Below are 21,267 nucleotides of genomic sequence, written 5' to 3' on the forward strand. Positions count from 1 at the left end.
GTGGACGCGGCCCTGGTGTTCCAGGAAACCCGCCCCAAACCGAGCGCGCTGCTGCTGGCCGGAGGGATCGGCGCGAACGGTCAACGACTGCGCGACACGATCACCGCCTCTGGCCTGACCACCCCGGCCCGGCACTACTGGAACCACGGCTGGATCTGGCATACCGGGATACTGTGGCGCGGCTACCGCCCCGTCCCTCCGAAGAAGAAGCCGCCGCGGCGCCGCAACCAGCCGACCTTCCGACGCTTCTCCTCGGCCGGGGGTCCGGTCGAGATCGAAGACTGGTCCTGACAACGGACTTGCCGGGGTGCAAGCCAAGGTAACCCAGAAGCCGCCAAAGCGTGAGTTTTCGCAGGTAGGGAACCAATTCCGGCGTCGTGGCCTGGACAGCGTCCCGGTGGCATGGTGAACGGCAGCGAGTCGGGTTCGACGTAGCGCTGTACCGACCGTAGGGATTTGTGGCCGGTCCTGGCCATGATGATGTTGGCGGAGACGTTGGCCTCGCCGAGATAGGTGGCGGAGTTGCGCCGGTTACCGTGGTGGGCGAGCAGGATGCGGGCGCGGCCGGTTTGTGGGCAGATGTCGCGCGGGTCGGTGGTTGGACATGAACAGAGGCCCCGCGTTCGCGGCCGGCGATAAGCCTCGGGAGCGGGAGGGCGGTGTCTATACCTGGGTGATCCACATGGTGTGGCCGCCTTTGGCGGTGATCTTGGCCTGTTTGTTGGCTACGTCCAGGTCTTCGATGTTCAACGTGAGCACGGCGGCAGCGCGGCTGGCGGACTTGTACAGCATGAGAACACAGTGACCTGATTCAGGCTCATGTGAAGTCCAATCTGAGCGGTTGACAGCCGCGAGGTTCTCGTTCGAATGCCTCCCATCCGGGGTGCGCCGCTCCGGATATTCCGGGTCGTCGGATACCGCTACGAATCGAGCTTCTTCGGCGTCGCTGACCGGCAAGCCCTGCGCGGCATGTTCTGATCCCAGTCCGCGCAATGTGCTCGGGTCGATCTCCAGTCCTTGCTTGCGCGCCGAGGACACCAGCGGAATCGGTATATCCACTAGCGGAAGAAGCGTCTCGGCAAGCGCGATCGCGTCGAGAGTCACACCCGTCGCCGACACCTGATTCTGCAGCAATTCGGTCCACGATGCCGACTCGATTCCTGGCGATTCGGGATCGACCCGCCGCCACTGCACAGCGACCTTCCAGGATGGATCGCCGCAGGCCCATTCCCAGATGACGTCACGGACCACGCTGTACAGCACCGTATAGAAGCGGAAGTTCTCCGTGGCGGACCCGGCTCGGTATTCCATTTCATACATCCACTCGTGCCGCCGCATCCGAATGTAGGTCTCGTCGGCGCGGGCGACCAACAGAAACGGATCGTCCGGGTCGGCGGTAGCGACCATGAAGTCCTCGAGAAGGGGGGCAGTGAGATAGGGCAGCCTCCGCCCATCGCCGACGGTGACGCGGACATCGGCATGCCCGCGGGGGTCGTACAGCTGCCCGTTCTCCACGTCGAGCACGGCGAGATCGCGGTCCTTGGTCAGATCCAACACCGTATACAACTGTTGGCCTCGGCCCGGCCCCCAGGTGCGCAAGACGGCACCGCGCGAATCCGCCACGACCGCATCGAATCCTACAGCGGCACCGCCACGTTCGATCTCGGCCACGAGATCGCGGATAGTAGGCGGCGCCGAAGTATCGTCAGGACCGGTACACATCTGCTGATGCCATTCGGACGCGGCGAAGGCCGTGCCGATGTCGCCCACCGGTATCACCCCGAACTCGCACGTCACCGCCAGGCTGGTCAGCAGCGCATCGAATTCCGGAGTCTGGTGTACGTCGACAGCGCCGTCTTCATCGATCTCGGTGGTGGCGGCCAGGATGATTTTCGAGTCTTTCCACCAATAGACCCTCGGGCTGATGGGCCGCGGTTCGTTGCGAAAGGTGGTGGCAGCCGTCTTGCCGAGCATGGTTATGGCAGTCAGTGCATCCGGACCGATGATCGGGTGGGTGTATACGCATCCCTCGTGCGACGTGACAAAAAGTGCGCCGTGGGTTCCGATTACCGGGTAGTCGCCGAGCCACCGCGCATGGGCGCTGGCGAAACTCGAATTGCTCAGTATGGCGAAGTGGGCATCGTCACAGTTCCACCATTCGATATCGAGGCTGCCCTCGGCGCGGGTGTTGGCCTCGGCGAGGTCGAAGAGTTCGGTATGGTCGATTTCCCAGTTCGTGAACACGTCTGTAGTGACCACTACGACCGCGAGAGGTTGACTTATCACCACGATCTGAATGATCCCCGGCGCGATGTCGCGGCGGACGATCCCGGTGCCCAACTCGCTATCGTCCGGAGCGAACCGTGTCCTTAGCCGGCCACGGACCGTGGCCAAATCGTTGATGTCGAGTGGATATGTGTATTCCAGATCCACCTGCGCGAGGAACAGGCCGACATGATCGGCGACGAGTGTGAGCCACTGGTCGAGTGGCGCCTTCTCAAGGATACGGCACAGGGTGTCCAGCCGCAGGATGTGCGGGCCGTCGCCGCACGGACCGATGAACTCGACCTGCGTGCGGTCTTCGGTCGCCGTGCACAAGTATCCCTTGTGTTCAGCCACCGCGGCTATCAACGAAATCAGCTCGTCCGAACGCGGAATGGGCACTGTGCCTCCTGCAGGCCGACGTCGCCCACGACCCTACATAACACATCCGCACCTATCGGCACCGCTGTTGCCGCCTGTGGGAGCCGCTCGACACCGACGTAGCCGAGGCCGATCCCGACCCCACCGCAGAGGGAGACGTGCACCGTGCTGAGAGGCCAACCAATCCCGCAATACGGGGTCCCGGAGTGGCGAGGTAGGCCGTCGGGCGAGGTGCCAGCAGAAGCTGGTCTTTTCCCGACGACCCCCCGGCGGGCGCTCACAGACAACGGATCGTGCTGCCGGTCCCCCCGCTGGGCACAGGCTCTCGAATGTACTGGGACCGTACACAAGCGGACCGCCCTACACGCCGCGGACGAACGGAAAGGCGGAGCGCTTCAACGACCCTCTCCGACATCACCAAATCGACACGTTGATTTCTTACGAGCACACTTGCCGCGTCTCCATATCCCGGTAAACGACGCGCCGAGCCGAATTCATCGCAGCGAGTTCCCATCGCTGGGAGTCCGGTCTTGTCGGTGTGGGTGGCTAGGGTAATCCGCGACACGATAGGGCAATGGGTGAGCTAAATGACTGAATTGATCGAGCAGGTCGAGAAGCTGGCGCGCGAGTTTGCGGCGAGCGGCGCGACAGCGGGAACATTGCAGCTGCACGACGGTATGGGCGGCAGCGGCATGCAGTTTCGCGACTTGGTTGGCACGCCGGCGCCGGTGTGGCCGGATACCGCGGTCATATCGGCGGCGGTGCGTGCTGAATTGGGCGTGGACGCGGACGATATGGTGCAGATGCGGCTGCGGCTGTTTGGCGACAGCTATGAGTTCCAGTACCGCTGCGACCGGCGGAATAGCTACAACGTGTTCGGGTGGGAGTCTGTCCGACAGGTGATCCGCGACCCTGCTTACCGCTATCCCGGCCATGCTATTCCGGTCCCGCTCACCGACGCCGCCCCCGACGACCGGCCCACCGATCCGGAGTTGGTCGCGACCGTGGCCGATCTGGTCCGCGAGTACGTGGAGCTGCGCACTCGGCAAGAGGGCCACGCACCGCAGTTGGGCGCGGGGAACACCGAAGCCGAGATTGTCGCTGCCGAGACGCGGATCGGTTTCCGGCTGCCGGAGGAGCTGCGTGCGTTGTATCGGGTGGTGGGCTATGAGGACGACGACCGGGGTCTGCTGGCGTTCACCGCGCTGCTGCCTTTGGCTACCGTCGCCGCGGCCCACCTCAACGACGACACCGAGACGGCGGACCTGGAATACGGCCACGGCACCGTCGGAGCCTGGAAGGACTCGCTGTTCGCCGGCATCGATCGCATCGTGTTCGAATCCTGGCCCCACGGCGTGGTGCGCCGAATCTCGCGCAGCCCGAAGTGGGTGATTATCGGCAGCAGCGACCGCAATGTGACCGCCGTCGACCTCGACCCTGGTCCGATCGGCTTGTCCGGGCAGGTGATCGACTTCGAACCCGATGGGTGGTACGCCGCCTTCCGGCAGGACGACTCCGTTCTCGCAGTGGTGCGGCGGACAGTCGCGTCGCTGCGCGTGGGCGAGTCGGTGCTGGAGTACTACGACGCCCAAATCGCCGACCATCCGCAGCATCAGGCGTTCCTGCGCGGCATGGGCGAATCGGTCGCGGAGCTGCCCGATGCGATCGCCGTGCAGGAGCTCACGGTCGACGGCTGTGACTCGTTCGCCGCCGCGGAACTGGCGGCGCTGCCGCTGCTGCGGGCGCTGCGAGTGCGCGGTGTCGAATCGGTGCAGCTGTCCGTGCCGCACACGGTTCCGCTGGAACAGCTGCACCTCACCGCGCCGCGCATAGAGCTGGAGCCGCTGGCGGGCCACCCGACCCTGTGGGACCTCACCCTCTCCAGAGCGACCGAGCCGGTGCACATCGGCCCGTTGGCCGCACTGCCGTCGCTGCAACGCCTGGACATCTCCGAGATCGAGGTCTCGGACCTCGAGGCGGTCGCCGCTCTGCCGACCTTGCGTGTGTTGGTGGCCACCATGCAGCAGTGGCGGTTGCTGCATGACCGGGACGCGGTGCCAGCCGGACTGGCTGCCGCGGAACTGGCGGGCGACGCCGCCTTCGACGACGAAATCACCTGGGCTGCAAGCTTCGGCCTCGCCCCCATCACCGCGTCGCTGCCGGTCGTGCGCGGCACGCTGACGAATGTGCAGCGGCGCACCGAGCGCTAACGACAATCGGGCGCACATGCGCGAGCTGATGTAGCGCCGCGTGAGCACACCAGACCATCCAAGCAGCAGAGGTAGGGTGCGTCGACCAACCGCCAACGGGTTTGGGCATCGCCAGGCCGGCGGCGCGAGACCCGATCCTGGCGCCCGCCACAACCGAAGGGCAGTCACTACGCGAAATCGCCCGCGGCGTCGGCGTCAGCCTGGCCCTGGTGCACGGTGAGGTGAAAGCCGCGCAGCAGGGAGTCTGGGAAGGTATGACGACGGCGAGCCCGTCCCAGATCACGCCGGATGTGGCGCGTACATGATGACTGCGACTCCGATGAGGCAGATACCGGCGCGCCGATCACGTCCCTAAGGTCGGGGCGGAAGCCGTCGAGCCCCATGCCCCCGCAGGGATCCGCGCGGCGAAGATCGCAGCCGACCAACAGCGGTGGAATCACCACGAACACACTGACATCCGGCGGAACTCTCAGATAGCTCTCCGGGCGCTGTCATTCGCGCGGCCTACCGCTGACCTGCGACGCTGTATCCGCAGGTCATGCGCTGACAATTTCACGCGGCCTCTCATTGCTCGCTGCCGCGCCGTCGGCAGTCGTCGGAACACCATCGGCGGCGGCGGCCGTGGTCGGGTTGCACGATCGTCGACCCGCACCGCGGGCAGTACTCGCGCGGCTCGTCGATGTCCATATCGACCACGCTACCGACGTTTCGTCGGACGAAACTCGCGACTGGGATCTACGGAGGTGCAGGAGGTGTGACCCGGATCCGAGGAAATTTCGCCGGACGAAACTCCCCGGTTGCGCACTGCTTGTGGAAGTAGTAGGGCTGCTTCCCACCCTCACCGGCGCTCCCCGGATCAGTCGGGTAAGGACGGCGCATTGCTGCGCCGTCCTCCCCTCAGAACTGCCCGTGCGGCTTTCACCGCAAGCAGCTCAAGCAAGCTGCTGGAGCGAATCGAGTTGAAGTGCGATGCTTCTGCGTTGCCGAGCGGTGCGCTCGTTTCGGCAGGAGCGGTGGACCAGGCGAGTTCGTTCACCGTCCGCTTGGGCGGGTCGTCCGTCATGGACCAGGTAGTCTGCGACTATTGCCTGACGGATGACCAGCAGCCACCATCGCTCCCATTCCTGCGGAGATTCCGGTGGCTGATCCGGTGACAGCAGTTCGTTCCGGCAGAGTGGGCAACGACCGTGCTGCTCGATGAGCAGCCGTCGCGTGTAGCCGTCGACCGGAGGCTTGATTCTGCGTCGCCGTTGTTCCCAGTACTCGGCCAACACCGGGTCATCGGGAGATGCCCGGGCCTTGACCAGAGTGTGTCGGACGATGTCGGTCCAGGAGAACCGGGCCAGGTGAGCGCCGGTGGCGGCGTCGCCGAATACCCAGCGGTTGTTCCTGAACTTGTTGAATTTGCCGAAGTAGCGGGCCGAGACCCACCACTTCGACTTCGTGGGGTGGCTGAAGGTCGCCCACTTGTAGGTCAGCGCCCACAGATAGTCGTCGAGGACGTTGAACGTCCGCTTCGACACCACGCCTCGGTAATAGGTCGCCCAGCCCTTGATGATCGGGTTGAGCCTGGCGATAACCGCCCGAGTGTTGGAGCCACGCAGATCGCGGATCTCCGTGCGCAGCCGTTCCCGTATTCGCCGGACCGCAGCCTTGGATGGTTTGATCAGCAGCTTGCCGTGGTAGCGGCGGACATTGAACCCGAGGAAATCGAATCGGTCTCACCGAGGTGGACGATGCGCGTCTTGTCCTCGTTGAAGGCCAGGCCCCTCGGTGTCAGCCACTCGGCCAGCCGCGCCTTGATCTGCTCGGCCTGCCGCTGGGTGTGGCAGAGCGCGACGAGATCGTCGGCATACCCGATCACCACCGGTGAGTCCGTTCGCGTCGACTCGGCATTACTGCCGGACTCCACATATCGAACTCCCGCTGCCTGTTCCAGCCCGTGCAAGGCGATATTCAGTAGCAACGGACTGATCACTCCGCCTTGGGGCGTGCCCTCATCGGTCGGAGCAAATCCCTTGCCCGCCTCGATGACTCCCGCTTTCAGCCAATCCCGGACCATGTCCCTGGCAGGAAAAGATCCGATGGCATCGAGAAGCCGGGAATGATCGATCCTGTCGAACGCCGCCGCCAGATCGGCGTCCAGTGCCCACACCCGTTTGGCTCGTTGGCCTCGGCAGACGGTGTAGATCGCCTGAATCGCATCGTGGCAGCTGCGACCCGGCCGGAACCCATAGGATTTGGGCTCGAACCGGGCCTCCCATTCAGGTTCCAGCGCGTTGCGGACCCTGCCTTGATGGCAACGGTCCGCGATCACCGGAATCCCGAGCGGGCGCAACTTCGCACGGTTACCCGCCTTGGGTATATACACCCGCTTGACCGGCCTGGGCTGCCAGGATGCCGCGTCACGGTGCACCTGCACCGCCAGCCGCATCCGGTCGTGCGAGGTCAGCGCGACCTCGCCATCGATCCCGGCGGTCTCGCGTCCCGCGTTGCGCTGCGTCGCCTGCCGCACGCTGGTCAGTGTGTTGCTCCAGCTGCGCAGCATCATCTTCTGCAAGTTCCTGACTCTCGCCAAGTTCCCGCTCCGAGTCGCTGTGAAGATCCGCTGCCGCAGCCGCCGTACGTTGTCCTCGTGGTGCCGCCAATCGACGACATCCCACGAAAGGGCCACGCCCTCAGGTCCGTTCACCATTCGGTGTCCAACTTGTCCCTCGGTTCCGGCGGTTCGAGACCGCATTGCTTCACCAGCTCACCTGTCCACGTCAGCGCCCCTTTCGAGGCCCGAGCACACGGCCCGGTATCCGGCCAGTTATCCAGCGACGACGACATGGAGGTGCCGCCACAGCGCGCTGGTTTCCTGCCGGCTTTCGCCCGCCGGCCTTCGCTTCTTGGACATCCTGTGCCCGCCAGAGGCTTCCGCTTTCCTCACGGTCGGCCTACCGGGAACATCGCCACGATGTTCCGGACTCTGTCGGGGTTTCCGTGTTCCGCACGCATGAGATACGACCGGGTTGGGTGCCTTCTTTACCCCGGGGCGGCGGTGTCCTCCCGACCAGCACAGCCTCTCTGGTCGGCGCCTGCCGCTTCTCAACGGCCAGCCCTGTACCCCGCTGGAACATCCCATCGGCGGAGCTGCTGATAACGAGGCATACGAAGATTCACTTCCGTTCACCCGTCCGGTCTTCCCCTCGCCCGTCGCCCCTGGATGGAACAGGGACGCTTCGGCTTTCACCCCAGGCTTCGCACCCCACGGTCACCCACGACGCACGCCAGGGCGGGGACGGTCCCACAGACACTGGACCGAATCACGTTCTCGTCAAACGACCTCCAATCAAACGCGATCACTCATAACGTGCGACCTCACGTCGCACGGCTGCCCCCAGCTCCTACCGGGCCGCTGCGACGACCCGACGGCAAAGGTCTCTCACCTCCACTCAAACCACAGCGCCTCACGGCGCACGAAGCCCGCCCTCAACGCCTTCGCCATCACCTTCGAAGGCCGGATCACCCTGACCGGAAACTAACCAACACCGGGGTCAGATCCGCCGTTTACCCGACAGTACACCGGCGATGGGAGGGACTTCCCCCATATCGTTCGGGTTGGCGACAAGCCATCATGAGTAGATGCTCCACCTGGCAACGGTTCAGTCTCGTGCCCCAGCGGTAATCAGCGATTCCCAGATCGGATCGTGCCACCTCTTCGGTCACGGCCTTCGCCCGACGGGTCAATAACGTCAGCAGCGCTGGTCGCGGGCGAGTCTTGAGTAACAACTGGTGTCGATGTGCCAGTGATTCTCCGCAAGCCTGTCGCCGATATGGTCGAGAGGAGGCTAATCGGGGGTTTCTAAATACTGTTTTTGACGAAGGTCGGGGAACGTTTGACTTGCCGTGTTTTCCTGGCGCCCCCGACTCGGGACACAATCACAGCAGTTATATCGAATTCTCATACGAAACCAATCTACCTGCCGCCACCTCGAGGTAGCTGTGGGTGGCGTAGGTTACCGTGCAGATGGCTGCGCCGGCTGGCATTGAAGACCGGCAATGTATTGGTTCAAAACATGGAGGTTGTTATGGAAAATCTCGCCGATTTCGCGGACCGGAATGCGGAGCAGATAATGGCGGCAGCCAGTCCAGCGCTGCGCGCGGCGCTGGAGCAGCACCTGCATCGGTCGAGTCGGACTGCTATGTTCGGTTCGTTTATCGACCCCGGTAAATAGCGGGCAGCAACGGGTTCGGCTCAGTGTGCCACCTGGCGTACTGAGCCAAATCCAGCTTCAGATCAATCGGCTGGAGGGAATTCGGTATCGATGGCTATAAATCGATCGGCGCTGCCGTGGCCCACGGTCGGCCTGGACACCGCGGCATTGCGGTGTCGCTCCTGGCAACCGCTGCCTTTCGCTGAATTTATCATCAAGATCCACAGTCGCTGCAATCTGGCATGTGACTATTGTTACATATATGAGATGGCTGATCAAAGCTGGCGCGCCCAGCCAAGAACAATGAGTCGGCTGATCTTCGAAAAGACCTGTCGAATGATCGGTAGTCATGCCCGCCGGTTCTCCGTCCCGGCGGTAGATCTCGTATTCCATGGTGGTGAGCCACTACTGGTTGGGCATCGAGATCTGGAGTATTTCGCTCGAACAGCTCGTGAGATATTAGAGCCGATCACGGAGGTGCGACTGGGAATGCAGACCAACGGTGTGCTGATCGACGAGGAGTTCTTGCGTATCTGCGATAGATGGGATCTCCGAATCGGCGTCAGTCTCGACGGCAGCCGCAGGGGGCACGATCGGCATCGGCTCGATCGACGTGGTATGGGCAGTCACACGCGGACCGTCGTCGGCTTGCGACGACTGCTGGCCCCAGAGCGGGCGCACCTATTCTCCGGCCTTCTGGCCACCATTGACCTGCAAAACGATCCAGTGGAAACCTATGAAGCGCTGGCGCAGTTCCGGCCACCGTCTATCGATTTCCTACTGCCGCATGGCAATTGGACATCGCCGCCGCCGGGACGCCCGGCCAGCCGCGCACTGACACCGTATGCCGACTGGCTTATCAAAGTATTCGATCGCTGGTACGGCGCGCCGGACCTCGAAACGAAGGTCCGGCTGTTCGGCAACATCATCGAACTTCTGCTGGGAGGGCATGTGGGCTCGGAAGCGATAGGCCTTGAGCCTGTGCGGTTGGCCGTCATCGAGACCGATGGGAGCCTGGAACAGGTCGACGAACTAAAGTCCGCATTTGCAGGCGCAACCAAAATTTCGATCGAGGGCAAGGACAACCCGCTCGATTCGGCACTCTGGGATCCCTCGATCGTGGCCCGCCAGATTGGGGTCGACGCACTCAGCGAGACCTGTCGATCCTGCCCTGTTCACACCGTATGTGGCGGCGGGCACTATGTGCATCGCTATCGGGAGGACACCGGCTTTCGTAACCCGTCGGTCTACTGCGCTGACCTGAAGAAGCTCATCCACCACATCGAGTCGCGCGTCCGAGCCGACATTGGCGCTGCACTCAGGCAATAACGACGGGAGACAGCATGTTTGCGAGCTCCACAGGGATCGAGGATGTGACCGTCGACGTGGGATCCGGCCACGCGACGGCGCCGAGCATTGCTAAGTTGAGGGGCGGACTTCTGACAGCGCGGATGATCCTAGTACGTACTGTCGTCGCAACTGTTACCGAATCGGCACCAGACACCGCAGCCGCAGCGGGGCTGTCCGATGCATACCAGTTTCTCGCCGCACTGCAGGGTCGGCATCCGATCGAGGTGGCCACGGCATTGTCCTACCCCCACGTTGGCGCATGGATTTCCCGGGTGCTTCAACGGGTACGGGAGCCAGCTAACGATGCCGAGCCCCCGGTTTGGGCGGACTGTGCCTATCTGGGCTGGATCGCCGCAGCCGCTGGCATTGCATGCCAACCAAATGGTTCTATGAGATTGGTGGTGCGCAATGGTGTGGTGATGCTGCCCGGTATCGGCATGGTCCGGCTCGGCCCTACCAACCACAATGGATATTGCGAACTGCGCTGGACCGACACCGGCGCACTCCACTTCATGGGTGGCAGTGCAGTGGTCCACGTTTCGGCAGCCCGAATCGAATCCCATCCCCGGTGGCTGCCACTGCGTCGTGTGCAGGGAGCCGACACAGAGTCACCGGTGCTCCTCGATGACCTCGATCCATTCCGCGAACTAGCATCCGACGGACCCACACCAGTCCGGCTTACCATCGAGCAGTCGGCACGGTGGCAGCAGGATTTCGCTGCGGCATGGGAACTGCTCAGCCACGAACTCGCCCATTATCTAGAGCCGATGCGCGGGTGTCTAGATATGCTAGCGCCGTTGAGCAGCGAGGCGCTGGTCCACAGCACCAGTTACACCGCATACAGCGGGGTCGGCTGCGTCTATACCACCGCCGCCGTCGATCCGTGCCAATTGGCGCTGACACTGATACACGAGGTGCAGCACACGAAACTCAACATGCTGGCCGACCAGGTTCTGCTGCTAACACCGGATCACACGGCTCGGTTCTACGCGCCGTGGAGAGACGACCCGCGGCCGATATTCGGTCTGCTGCACGGGATCTATGCATTCTTCGGTGTGTGCGATTTCTGGCGGGTGCACCGCAACTCTCCCTGCCACGGATCTCTCATCGCGCATATCGATTTTCAACTAGGGTGGGCCCAAGTGGAGTCAGCTATGACACAGGTAGTCGAGTCTGGGCTACTCACCACCGCTGGGCATCAGCTCTGTGACGCCCTCGCCCGCAATATGCGGTCTTGGGCCAGCGAATATATCCCTGAGAAAGCCCGGCTCGTAGCTTCCGAAGTGGCAACCGCGCACCGGCCGTACTGGCGGCTACGGAATCTGATGCCCGCAGCCGACGGTATCACTGACCTGGCCGCGAGATGGACAGCGGGACACCCACGACCTGACGTTTTGCCACCTGCCGCGCTGATCGATCAGCAGCGCATCCCCGATCGATACAGCGGCCTGCATCTTGCGGCCCAATTGAAGGCATCCGATACTGCTGCGGCAAAAGCGATGTCCAGCCCCGACCAGCCCGACGGCGACCGATCATATCTTGCAGGCCATCCGCTTGAGTCGTTCGCTCGCTACACGCAAGACCTGCAGCACGACCCGCTGCGGCCCCAAGTGTGGGCGGGGCTGGCACTAACACTGCCGAAGCTATTTAAAAATATAGACTTTGGAATCCTTCAGGAGCGCGCCGAGGTTGCCGCGCACCTATATAGTGCCCTCGGACCGCAGACCCCGATCGTGGATCTTCTGCGGTGGCTGTCGAATTCTAGAGTCGATGACTAGGACAGGGGCACATCGCCACGGAAGTGTGCCGCCGTTGTCATGCGATAATGTCTTGTTGCTCAGGTTTTTTCAAGCAGACGGGATGGCCTATCCCTTCGTGGTGTCCACTGGGGCCGACTCGCCGACCGCAGTCTGCTCGCACCGGGGCTCACAACTGAATCCAGCATCCCGCGCGGTGCGCGCGCCCGGCCACGACTCGTATAGGCCGCCGCGCATGCTGCGCGCAACCGCTACGTCGCCGTGCACGACCGCGCACACAAATCAGCGCTCCGCCGCGTGCACCAGCCACTAATGCAGGGGCGGAGGAGTATCGCGTCGAGCGCAGCGGCGAGCGAGTAGCGGACGTGATCAACCACCGGGACGAACCCGTTCTGCACGTCGATCACCATCGACAGTGGTAGCCGCGGACTCCGCGGGCCGCTCTCAGTTACTGCGCTCATCCCCACAACCCCCTGCCTGTCCACGACGCAGAAAGCGCTAAAGAGGCGGCCTTGCAGCCTATTCCACAAGAATCGACCATCCAGCTGCGCGACTTCGCCAATCCATCGTGATGGACTGACCACATGACAGATGATCACCGAGCACTCAGCAGCGCCCTGCCCCAGCCGGTGGCAGGAGTGCTGCGCGCCGCGGTCACCGGACTGCACGACTGTGGGGCTGTCGTCGTCGCAGGATTCCCGGCGTCCGGGAAGTCGACGGCCGCGGCGTATCTCGCGGAGGTGTTGGGTGCTCCGGTGTTGGACAAGGATCGTTTCGCGCCGTTGCTGGAGGAATCGGTCATGCAGACGTTGACCGGCGACCCCCACGATCGCGACTCCCAGACCTACCGCGCCCTCGTAGGTCCCGGCATCTACGACGGGCTCATCCGGACCGGACTCACCGTCGCCGCTACACACCCGGTCGTGCTCGACGCGCCGTTCCTGTCCACTATCCGCCGAGCCGCCGCGCGTGAGATGTCGCTGAGTGATCACCTCCGCGACTACACCGGCCTTGCTGAATCGGTTCCGCTGGTGACGATCTGGCTCGATGTGACCGCGCCGCTGATCCGCGCGCGAATGATCGCGCGCGGCGCCGAACGCGACGCACCCAAGCTGGCAGACTGGGAAACCTACCGCACAGAAGTTCTCGACAGCGGAGTCCGCGACCTCGCCCACACCTTCTGCGACCACGTCATCACCACCTCCCCCACTCCGGAATAGCAGTCGAGGCAGGCGGTCAGTGAGGAGTGCCGACGCGTAGCGCGTCGATCGCGGGCAGCGTCTGCGTGCGGAGGAAACGTTCGATGCGGCTGCACTGCTGCTCGTCGACACCAGCCAGTGGCGCACGTACCCGTCGGGGGAAGCCGGGCAGCCGTGTGGCTACTGCGGCCTTCGCGAACGCGATATCCGACAACTCCATCTCCTTGCGGGTGTCGCTGTAGGTGTCGAATACCCGCTGCCAGCTACTCGCCGAGGCTTCATCACCAGCCCTGGCGGCTGCGGTGATCGCGACCGGCAGCTCGGCGACCGGGCCACCCGCGCCGGTGACGACCCCGTCCAGGCCGAGTTCAACCAGCCGCGCCCCGGCGCGGTCATCGCCGACCAGCACCGCCAGCCGCGGGCAGCCTGTCTTGTATGCCCGGGTGACCGCGAGATCCTTACCCGAGTCCTTGACGCCCACCAGCTGCGGGAACTCCCCCGCCAACCGTGCCACCACAGCCGGGGTGACCGGGTTACCGGTGTGGCGTGGGAAGTTGTACACCAGCCACGGCAGCGCGATGCCGGTCACGGCTTGGCGGAAGAACTGCTCGACGCCGGACTCGGGTGCCTCGGCGAAGAAGTACGGGGCGATCACCGCCGCCGCGTCGGCGTGCCCTTCGGCATGCCGCGCCGCCGCGCGAACATCCGCCACCGCCGTGGCCCCGACATGCGCGATCACCGTCCCCGCCCACTCGCTGCGGCAGTGCTCGAGAACGCAACGCCGCTCACCGGCGGTGAGACCGGCGAACTCCCCGCTGGTTCCGTTCACCAAAATCGTGCCCACTCCGGCGGACGCGAGCAATTGCAGGTAGTCGGTCAACGCCGGGAGGTCGATCCGCCCGGAACGCTGAAACGGTGTGAGAACGGCTACGACTGCGGAATCCACCATTCCCTGATTCAACCGTGAGTAGCAGCCGCGGCGAATAGCGGTGCTCCGGCGAGTGCGGGCGACTGCACGCGCGTGGATTGGGGAAGCGGCAGGACTGTCGCGTGATGAGGGAGCTGGCCGTACACAGACGCGGTCACCCCGAGCATGATCGAAGTACTTCTCGTCTGCGCTGTTGCTGGTGAGGTGCATAGAGATGACCAGGCTACCGGCCCTGCTGCCTGCACGACCCTCTGTTTCAAGCACCTAGCACGCCCCGGACTCGGTGGAGAGAAGGTGATCCTGGCGCCTGTGGTCGTGAACTGGTCTCGTGCAGCGATGGCGGTCGACTAGCACCGCTAGGGCTACTTCTGAGGCGATCGCGCGCAGTGCGCATGCACCATGCGCGGTGCGCGCGCCCGTGCAGGAAGAGCGGGTCAAGACCGTCGACCGTCCGCGCGCGCCGCCATATACGTGCACGCGAGGGCTCTCAGTTCGGCGTGAGGAGCAGATGGCAGCCTGATAGGCACCCGCCAGTGCGCGGATCCAATTTCACCGGTGCGTGCCGTCGTCTACACCCACCCCTCGTCTGGACCGTCCCCGCGTAGGCGGTGGGTTGGCGCAGAGCCTCATGAGAATCACCGGCGCCGCCCCCGAGGATCAGTCCCCGCAGTTGGTATATGCGTGCTCGCGGCTAGGCTCGGCAGGCATGTCCGTCTACCTCGTGACCGGCGCCGCGGGTTTCATCGGCGCGAACTATGTGCACCACCTGCTGGAGTGGGAGCCGGACGCCGAGGTGGTGGCGGTGGATTACTTGGGCTTCGCCGGCAATCTGGCGAACCTCGATGCGGTGATCGATCGCATCGTCTTCGAGAAGGCCGATATCGCTGACCTCGAGGTGATGGAAGCTCTCTATCGTCGGCATCGGCCGGATTTCGTGGTGAATTTCGCGGCGGAATCGCATAACGATCGCGCGATTCTGGGTCCGTCGTCGTTCATGCGCAGCAATGCGCTCGGTGCGCAGGTGATGGCGGAGTGCAGTCGTCTGGTGCCGGTTCGTTCGCATGTGCATGTGTCGACGATCGAGGTGTACGGGGAGCTGGCGGCCGGGGACCAGTGGTTCACCGAGCGGTCGGCGTTGAACGCGAAAACGCCGTACTCGGCGGCGAAGGCGGCCGGTGATCAGATGGTGCGCGCCTACATGCAGACCTATCCGGAGATGAATATCCGGATGACGCACTGCGCCAACAACTACGGTCCGTTCCAGCTGCCGGAGAAGCTGATTCCGCTGGCTGTGACGAACGTGCTGCGCGGGAAGAAGGTGCCGGTTTATGGCGACGGGTTGCAGAGCCGGGACTGGCTGCACGTGGCCGACCACTGTGCCGCGGTGCACCGGGTGCTGCATGCCGAGCTGGAGCCCGTCCCGGCCGCGGCGGCGACCGACCCGGGGTTGCTGCCGATCTTCGACGTTTCCGCTCGGTTCGAGGTCACCAATATCGACATCGCCGCCATGGTGGTCACCACTCTCGGTCTGAACCCGGAGCAGTGGATCGAGCACATCCCGGATCGGCCGAACCACGATCGCCGCTATCTGATCAACCCCGACAAGATCGAATCGCAGCTGGGCTGGGCACCGGCCCATGACTTCGCCAGCGGGATCGCCGAGACCGTCGTCTGGTATGTCGAGCACCGCGCCTGGTGGGAACAGATCATCGCCGACAAGGGCGAGCTCGGCTTCGACTGGAGCCAGGTCGGCCCGGCGGCGACCCCACGCTAGGTGTCGGTGATCAACACGGTGTAGCCCTTCGGGTCGCGCCACGGTCCACCGTGGCCGGCGAACCAGTCGCGGACCCCCACACCGAGGCTGTGCGCGATCTGCTGACGCTGAGGTGAGTCCTCGGGGACACCGCAGGCGAAACGGGAGGGCCTGTCCCAACCCCATGTTCGGCCGGGAACGGCTTTCGGTGCGGCCTGCGGATCGATGTGAGACTCTGAGATTCGTTGCCCGTGCCGGATTCGGCGCCCGCCGCCGCTGCTCGCTCGACAGGATGACCGCGGATGGACGGACACCTCATCCGCTCAGCTCGCCAGGCCCGCGGATGGTCCCAAACCCAGCTCTCGGCTGCCCTGCGGAGTCAGGCCGTGCCCGAGCACGTCACGCTGATGAGCCCGGCCTCGCTGCGAGTGGCGTTGTCGCGGTGGGAGAACGGGCACACCGCGCCTGACCTGGTCCACACCCGGCTGTTGTGTAGCGTTCTGGAACTCTCCTCGGCCGATGCTCCTGGACCGCTCGACGAGCAGGATGAGCCCGGCGACGATTCGCTGTTCGGGGTCTTGGCTCACCACACCAACAGCCTGCGGTTGCTGGACCGGCGCCTCGGTGCGCCGTTCGTGCGGGCGCACACCGCCGACCACGTGCAGGCGCTGGAGGCGATGTGGGAGAGCCGCTCAGGTGCCGATCGGCGCAGCGTCGCGCTGGTCCAAGCCGACACCGCGGCGCTGGCGGCGTGGGAAGACCTCGACGTCGGTGACCACACCGCGGCGGACCGGCACTTCGGGCTGGCCCGGCAGGCGGCGTCACGGTCGGGTGATTCGACATTGCTGGCGCACGCGCTCGGCGAGCACGCGGTGATGCTGTCGGAAACCGGTCACGCCCGCCGGGCATTGGCCCAGGTCCGCCGCGCGGAAGCCCTACCCGGTCTGCCGATGCGGTTGCGGGCCTGGCTCGCGGCGACCCGCGCCCAGGTCGCGACCTGGTGTCCCGGCGAAGCGGTGACCGTACGGCAGGCGATGACCGAGGCGGAAACCGCGCTCGCCCACGCCTGTCCCGACGATGAGGCCGCGTTACCCTTCCTCGCTCTCAACGAGATCCATCTTCAACGCTGGAACGGGCACCTGCTGGTGCGGCTCGGTGACCCAGTGGCCGGTCCGATCGCTGAGCAGGCGCTGGCGGGGCTGCCCGCCGAATTCGTGCGGGCTCGCGCTGGCCAGGTGCTCGACCTGGCCGAGTACGCCGCACGCGCCGGTGAACTGGACCAGGCGACGGCGCGGCTGGCATCAGCGGCCAAGGCCATCACCGAGGTGGGGTCGCGGCGTCTGCGTTACCGCCACGACCTGCTCGCGCGGCGCGTGCGGGAGCTGGCCGGCCGCCGGTAGCGCGGCGAGCATCCCGACGGCGGTCGCGGTGCCCAGCAGTTGTCCTGCCGCGAGCAGTTCGTAGGTTTCGGTCAGCGGTACCCACACCAGGTCAGCGGCCTCCTCACCGTCGCTCGGGGCGGCGACTTGGCGCGGTGTGCGGCCGATGAAGATGTGGTGGGGGGTTTGCACCAGACCCGGCATCGGCTCGAGGACGGCGACCAGTTCCAGGGAGCCAACCTCGAACCCGGTCTCCTCCAGCAGTTCTCGGCGCGCGCACACCTCCGGCGGTTCGCCCGGTTCCACGATGCCGCCCGGGGCTTCGAACCCGAGCGCGCCGACGATCCACCGGTGCCGATGCAGCAGCAATGCTCGACCGTGGTCGTCGACGACCACGGTGCAGGCCACGGTGTTGAGCCGGACCGCGTGATGGGTGCGCGCTACGCCATCGGGGGTGGTGATGTCGTGCAGGCTCACCCGCAGCCAGGGCGGTGCGGCGTAGACGGTGCGTTCGGAATGCACGTCCGTGCGGGGCGGGGAAGCCATGTCCTCACGGTACCGGCCGAAGCGTCGGTTTCGGGCCGTCGTGCTACGGGTTGCTACGTTCCGGGGCCCCCGCCAGGCGTCGACTCTTGAAGTTACGACGTTGTCCGGCAGGGGATTCGAGGGCAGCCATGATAATTCCACCGACTCGGCAGGAACCGGTACCAGCTCGGACGGGGGTGGGGCGTCGGGTCGCGGTGATCGGCCAAGGCCACATCGGGCTGGTGGTGTCGGTCCTGGCGACCGAAGCCGGGCACAGTGTCCTCGGCTACGACACCGACCCCATACGGATCTCCCGGATAACCAGCGGCGGCGAAGATCTCGGGGACGTGCCCCGCGACCGGCTCGCCGCAGCGCTGGCGACGAGCCGGTTCGCCGCGACCACCGACGCGGCGGCGCTGCACGGGTTCGAGGTCGCGGTCATCAGCGTCTCGACACCCCTTTCCGCGGGCCGACCCGACCTGCGGTGCCTCGAGGCCGCGGCCAAGACCGTCGCCGCGCACGCGCACTCCGGGTGCGTGGTGATCGTAGAATCCACGACGTGGCCGGGCACCACCGAGGAGATCGTGGTCCCGGCCCTGGAGTCCTCGGGCCTGCGGGCCGGGGTGAACCTGCACGTCGGGTACACGCCGGAGCGGATCAACCCCGGTGACGGGATCGACGCGATGGTCAAGATCCCCAAGATCGTCTCCGGTGTGGACGCGGCGTCGCTGGCGATGGTGGCCGAGTTCTGGGAAACCATTGTCGACACCGTGGTCCTGGCCCCGGATATGCGGACCGCGGAACTGGCGAAACTCATCGAGAACACCTTCCGGCTGGTCAACATCTCCCTGGTCAACGAGATCGCCCACCACGCTCGCGACCTCGGAGCCGATGTATGGTCCGCGATCGGTTTGGCGGGCAGCAAACCGTATGGGTACATGCCGTTCACCCCGGGCATCGGTGCGGGCGGGCATTGCATCCCGGTCGCACCCCGCTACCTGGCTTGGCGGATCGGTGAAACCGGCGGTGCGGCGGCGGGTCTGATCGAGATGGCGCTGGCGGTCAACGACGCCGCACCGGTGTGGGTGTCCGAGCGGATTCCTCACCGGCCTGGCGCAGCGCGGCATCGGCGCCGGACAGGCGGTGGTGCTCGCGGCGGGGATCACCTACAAGCCCAACATCGGTGACGTGCGGGGGTCGGCGGCCGCCGCGGTGATCGCGCACCTGCGCGGCTGCGGGGTACAGGTGCTCGTCTACGACCCGGTCGCCCAGTCTGCTGCCGAGGTTTTGCGGGTGGTGACACCCGAACTGGTCGCGGCGGTGTCCGCGGTGGCGGTGCTGGTCGCCCACGACCACCTCGACACCGAGACCCTCGCCGCCGCCGACTACGTCTTCGACGCCTGCGCCGTCCTGCCCCGCACCCCGAACATCGAATTGCTTTGAGTAGCAGGGGATCACGTGAATTCGGAGACCAACAGCATGATTGGTCGGCGGCGCATGTTGCGGTCGGCGATCCTGGCCCACGACAACGACTACGGGTTCGATCCACGAACCCCGCACTGGCCGGCGCCGTCGCTGCGGGTGTCGTGCGTGGTCCCGTACTACGAGACCGGTTGATCTGGCCCCTGCTCGTCGGTCCGCGCTTACGAGAGTTGAGGGCTTGGTTGGATGTCGAGCCACAGCGTCTCATACTCGGTGGGGCTGAGGTGGCCGAGGTAGGAGTGACGGCGCTCGGTGTTGTAGAAGTTGTCGATCCAGTCGGACATCGCGATGGTCAGCTCGAGGGTTGTCGACCACTCCTGGTGTTGAGGAGTTCGGTTTGCATCCGTCCCCAGAATGACTCCATCGCTGCGTTGTCGAAGCAATCACCGACGGTTCCGAACGAGGGCAGAAGCCGGTGCCGGCGGAGGTTCTCACCGAACGACCACGAGGTGAACTGTGTTCCGTGATCGGCATGCACGATCAACCCCTCGGCGGTGACGCGTTCTGTCATTGCCATGTTGACCGCGTTGTTGACCAACAGCGTGTCGGCGATGGTGGAAAAGGCTCGGCCGACGATCTTCTTGCTGAAGCAGTCCAAAATGGCGCAGCAATAGACTTTTCCGTCTCTTGCGGGATGTTCGGTGATGTCGATGCACCACAGCTCGTTGGGGCGAGCAGCGGTGAAAGCCCGGTTCACCAGGTCCGCGGGAGTGCTCACTGCGAGCATCGGGTGGCCACGTCGTTTGCGTCTGGGCAGGCCGAACAGCCCCCGCTCGGCCATGATCGAGGCAACCAACTTGTGGTTGACGATCATCTCGCACTCGGCCAGCAACGCGGCCTTGATGCGGCGTTTGCCGTAGGTTCCACGGGACTGGGCATGAATCCGGGATACCTCGTCGGCGACCACGATCCTGCGAATCATTCTGGTGGACAGAGGCTGTCGCCGTTGCCGCAGAAAGGTGGATCTGTGCACTCCAGCGATTCGACAGGCCGACCGTCCCGAATGTTCCAGCGCGATCAGCCCTTCGACGACCGCGATCCGCCTTTTGGGGACACCACCGCCTGCGCATCGAACAATTCGCAGGCGTCTCGAGTGAGCTTCAATTCGGCTTCCAACGCGGCGATCCGCTTCTCCGCCGAGGCCAGCTCATCAGCTTCCACGCTCGGAATGCCCTCGCGGACTCCCGCATCGATGAGGACCTGCGCCTTCCACCGGAACAACGTGGCAGGCGAGATCCCTGTCTCGGCCCCTATCTCGGCGACAGGCTCGCCGGCTCGCAGCCGAGCACCTGCCGTCGCATCGCCAGCGGAAAGGATTTCGGCATCGTGACCTCCTACAGGTCAGTCTGCCTCAACTCTCGTAACCGCGGCCCCCTGAGCAGGGGCCAGATCACCTGGACCGATCGACGGGGTCCCATCAGCTTCAGGTTGACATCCGATAATGGCTCCATTAACGCACGTCTAGCGCCTGCATGCCGCAGGCGCAGTGAGATTCGTAGGAAGAGTCGGTGCATGATCCCACCTGAGACCTCTCCGGTGGTCGGAGGGTGGGATCGTCAAGCTCGTGGCACATCGGCTCTCCTCGGAGCAAAGCGCTGCGTTGGTATGTCGAAACGCAGTGCCGCGAGGACCCGGATCGTGTGCACCCTGTGATGGTTACGCTCGTCCGGACGGCCGGAGGTCACCCATGGATGAGCGCCTGATCTAGCCGGTCACGTGCCTTGCGGCGATGTCGGGATCCGCGCCGACGACCTAGTGGTAGTTGGGGCGGACGGAATCCGCGGTCACGGTCGGTGTTGCGATCAGCCGCCCCGGCGGCAGGGTTCCGTAGCGACGTTGTCG

20 protein-coding genes and 1 pseudogene are annotated in these 21,267 nt (G+C 64.8%); 13 read left to right on the forward strand and 8 right to left on the reverse strand.

The window, feature by feature from the left end; translation table 11 throughout:
* Entirely contained in the window at nt 1–291 is a 291-nt protein-coding gene (locus ABZ824_RS36815) for a hypothetical protein (protein WP_356969172.1), read from the forward strand.
* Nucleotides 292–663: 372 nt separating this feature from the next.
* On the opposite strand, the gene ABZ824_RS36820 is transcribed toward ABZ824_RS36815, so the two are convergent.
* Complete coding sequence (locus ABZ824_RS36820; RefSeq protein WP_356969174.1) at nt 664–2,664, reverse strand: hypothetical protein; 2,001 nt, start codon at nt 2,662–2,664, stop codon at nt 664–666.
* Between the two features lie 249 nt (nt 2,665–2,913).
* Here ABZ824_RS36820 and ABZ824_RS36825 point away from each other — a divergent pair.
* The 3 genes and pseudogenes from ABZ824_RS36825 to ABZ824_RS36835 form a co-directional block, all read left to right on the forward strand.
* Nucleotides 2,914–3,043 (forward strand): annotated as a pseudogene (locus ABZ824_RS36825) (IS481 family transposase); the annotation flags it as partial.
* A 187-nt stretch (nt 3,044–3,230) separates the two neighbouring features.
* The gene (locus ABZ824_RS36830) at nt 3,231–4,853 is read left to right on the forward strand and encodes an SMI1/KNR4 family protein (RefSeq protein WP_356969175.1); all 1,623 of its coding nucleotides are present in this window, start codon (nt 3,231–3,233) and stop codon (nt 4,851–4,853) included.
* Nucleotides 4,854–4,954: 101 nt separating this feature from the next.
* Nucleotides 4,955–5,158: a hypothetical protein gene (locus ABZ824_RS36835; RefSeq protein WP_356969177.1), complete on the forward strand. Its 204-nt coding sequence runs from the start codon at nt 4,955–4,957 to the stop codon at nt 5,156–5,158.
* A 627-nt stretch (nt 5,159–5,785) separates the two neighbouring features.
* On the opposite strand, the gene ABZ824_RS36840 is transcribed toward ABZ824_RS36835, so the two are convergent.
* On the reverse strand, nt 5,786–6,526 hold the full coding sequence (locus ABZ824_RS36840; protein ID WP_356969236.1) for a group II intron maturase-specific domain-containing protein: 741 nt from the start codon (nt 6,524–6,526) through the stop codon (nt 5,786–5,788).
* Nucleotides 6,520–7,593: a reverse transcriptase domain-containing protein gene (locus ABZ824_RS36845; protein ID WP_356969179.1), complete on the reverse strand. Its 1,074-nt coding sequence runs from the start codon at nt 7,591–7,593 to the stop codon at nt 6,520–6,522. The genes ABZ824_RS36840 and ABZ824_RS36845 overlap by 7 nt, the downstream gene beginning before the upstream one ends.
* 1,333 nt (nt 7,594–8,926) lie before the next feature.
* On the opposite strand from ABZ824_RS36845, the gene ABZ824_RS36850 reads away from it, so the two are divergent.
* From ABZ824_RS36850 to ABZ824_RS36865, 4 genes are all read left to right on the forward strand, one after another.
* Nucleotides 8,927–9,073 carry a hypothetical protein gene (locus tag ABZ824_RS36850; protein ID WP_356969181.1) on the forward strand — a complete coding sequence of 49 codons (147 nt, stop codon included), beginning with the start codon at nt 8,927–8,929 and terminating at the stop codon, nt 9,071–9,073.
* A 90-nt stretch (nt 9,074–9,163) separates the two neighbouring features.
* Nucleotides 9,164–10,381, forward strand: coding sequence for an FxsB family cyclophane-forming radical SAM/SPASM peptide maturase (locus ABZ824_RS36855; RefSeq protein WP_356969183.1), 1,218 nt, complete (start codon nt 9,164–9,166; stop codon nt 10,379–10,381).
* Nucleotides 10,382–10,425: 44 nt separating this feature from the next.
* Entirely contained in the window at nt 10,426–12,180 is a 1,755-nt protein-coding gene (locus tag ABZ824_RS36860; RefSeq protein ID WP_356969185.1) for an HEXXH motif domain-containing protein, read from the forward strand.
* Nucleotides 12,181–12,743: 563 nt separating this feature from the next.
* Entirely contained in the window at nt 12,744–13,379 is a 636-nt protein-coding gene (locus ABZ824_RS36865) for an ATP-binding protein (protein ID WP_356969187.1), read from the forward strand.
* A 16-nt stretch (nt 13,380–13,395) separates the two neighbouring features.
* On the opposite strand, the gene ABZ824_RS36870 is transcribed toward ABZ824_RS36865, so the two are convergent.
* Entirely contained in the window at nt 13,396–14,307 is a 912-nt protein-coding gene (locus tag ABZ824_RS36870) for a dihydrodipicolinate synthase family protein (RefSeq protein ID WP_356969189.1), read from the reverse strand.
* Nucleotides 14,308–14,992: 685 nt separating this feature from the next.
* Between ABZ824_RS36870 and ABZ824_RS36875 the strand changes: the two genes are divergently transcribed.
* Together ABZ824_RS36875 and ABZ824_RS36880 are read left to right on the forward strand one after the other, a co-directional pair.
* Nucleotides 14,993–16,060 carry a GDP-mannose 4,6-dehydratase gene (locus ABZ824_RS36875; RefSeq protein WP_356969191.1) on the forward strand — a complete coding sequence of 356 codons (1,068 nt, stop codon included), beginning with the start codon at nt 14,993–14,995 and terminating at the stop codon, nt 16,058–16,060.
* 365 nt (nt 16,061–16,425) lie between these two features.
* Nucleotides 16,426–17,439: a hypothetical protein gene (locus ABZ824_RS36880; RefSeq protein WP_356969193.1), complete on the forward strand. Its 1,014-nt coding sequence runs from the start codon at nt 16,426–16,428 to the stop codon at nt 17,437–17,439.
* Here ABZ824_RS36880 and ABZ824_RS36885 read toward each other — a convergent pair.
* The gene (locus ABZ824_RS36885) at nt 17,341–17,964 is read right to left on the reverse strand and encodes an NUDIX hydrolase (protein ID WP_356969195.1); all 624 of its coding nucleotides are present in this window, start codon (nt 17,962–17,964) and stop codon (nt 17,341–17,343) included. The two genes, ABZ824_RS36880 and ABZ824_RS36885, sit on opposite strands and share 99 nt — an antisense overlap.
* 176 nt (nt 17,965–18,140) lie before the next feature.
* Here ABZ824_RS36885 and ABZ824_RS36890 point away from each other — a divergent pair, with 176 nt between their 5' ends.
* From ABZ824_RS36890 to ABZ824_RS36900, 3 genes are read left to right on the forward strand one after another with little or no spacing between them, the layout of a single operon-like run.
* Nucleotides 18,141–19,130 (forward strand): nucleotide sugar dehydrogenase, encoded by a 990-nt coding sequence (locus ABZ824_RS36890; protein ID WP_356969196.1) that lies wholly within the window; start codon nt 18,141–18,143, stop codon nt 19,128–19,130.
* Between the two features lies 1 nt (nt 19,131).
* A complete protein-coding gene (locus tag ABZ824_RS36895) occupies nt 19,132–19,386 on the forward strand; it encodes a UDP binding domain-containing protein (protein WP_356969199.1) in 255 nt (84 codons plus the stop codon).
* 36 nt (nt 19,387–19,422) lie between these two features.
* Complete coding sequence (locus ABZ824_RS36900; RefSeq protein WP_356969201.1) at nt 19,423–19,560, forward strand: hypothetical protein; 138 nt, start codon at nt 19,423–19,425, stop codon at nt 19,558–19,560.
* Nucleotides 19,561–19,586: 26 nt separating this feature from the next.
* On the opposite strand, the gene ABZ824_RS36905 is transcribed toward ABZ824_RS36900, so the two are convergent.
* From ABZ824_RS36905 to ABZ824_RS36915, 3 genes are read right to left on the reverse strand one after another with little or no spacing between them, the layout of a single operon-like run.
* Complete coding sequence (locus ABZ824_RS36905; protein WP_356969203.1) at nt 19,587–19,709, reverse strand: IS3 family transposase; 123 nt, start codon at nt 19,707–19,709, stop codon at nt 19,587–19,589.
* Between the two features lie 8 nt (nt 19,710–19,717).
* Nucleotides 19,718–20,530: an IS3 family transposase gene (locus tag ABZ824_RS36910; protein WP_356969238.1), complete on the reverse strand. Its 813-nt coding sequence runs from the start codon at nt 20,528–20,530 to the stop codon at nt 19,718–19,720.
* On the reverse strand, nt 20,443–20,646 hold the full coding sequence (locus tag ABZ824_RS36915; protein ID WP_356969205.1) for a hypothetical protein: 204 nt from the start codon (nt 20,644–20,646) through the stop codon (nt 20,443–20,445). Before ABZ824_RS36915 ends, ABZ824_RS36910 begins: the two co-directional genes overlap by 88 nt.
* Nucleotides 20,647–21,267 lie beyond the last annotated feature (621 nt).

This window comes from Nocardia sp. NPDC047038, from assembly GCF_040644075.1.
GTDB lineage: Bacteria > Actinomycetota > Actinomycetes > Mycobacteriales > Mycobacteriaceae > Nocardia > Nocardia sichangensis.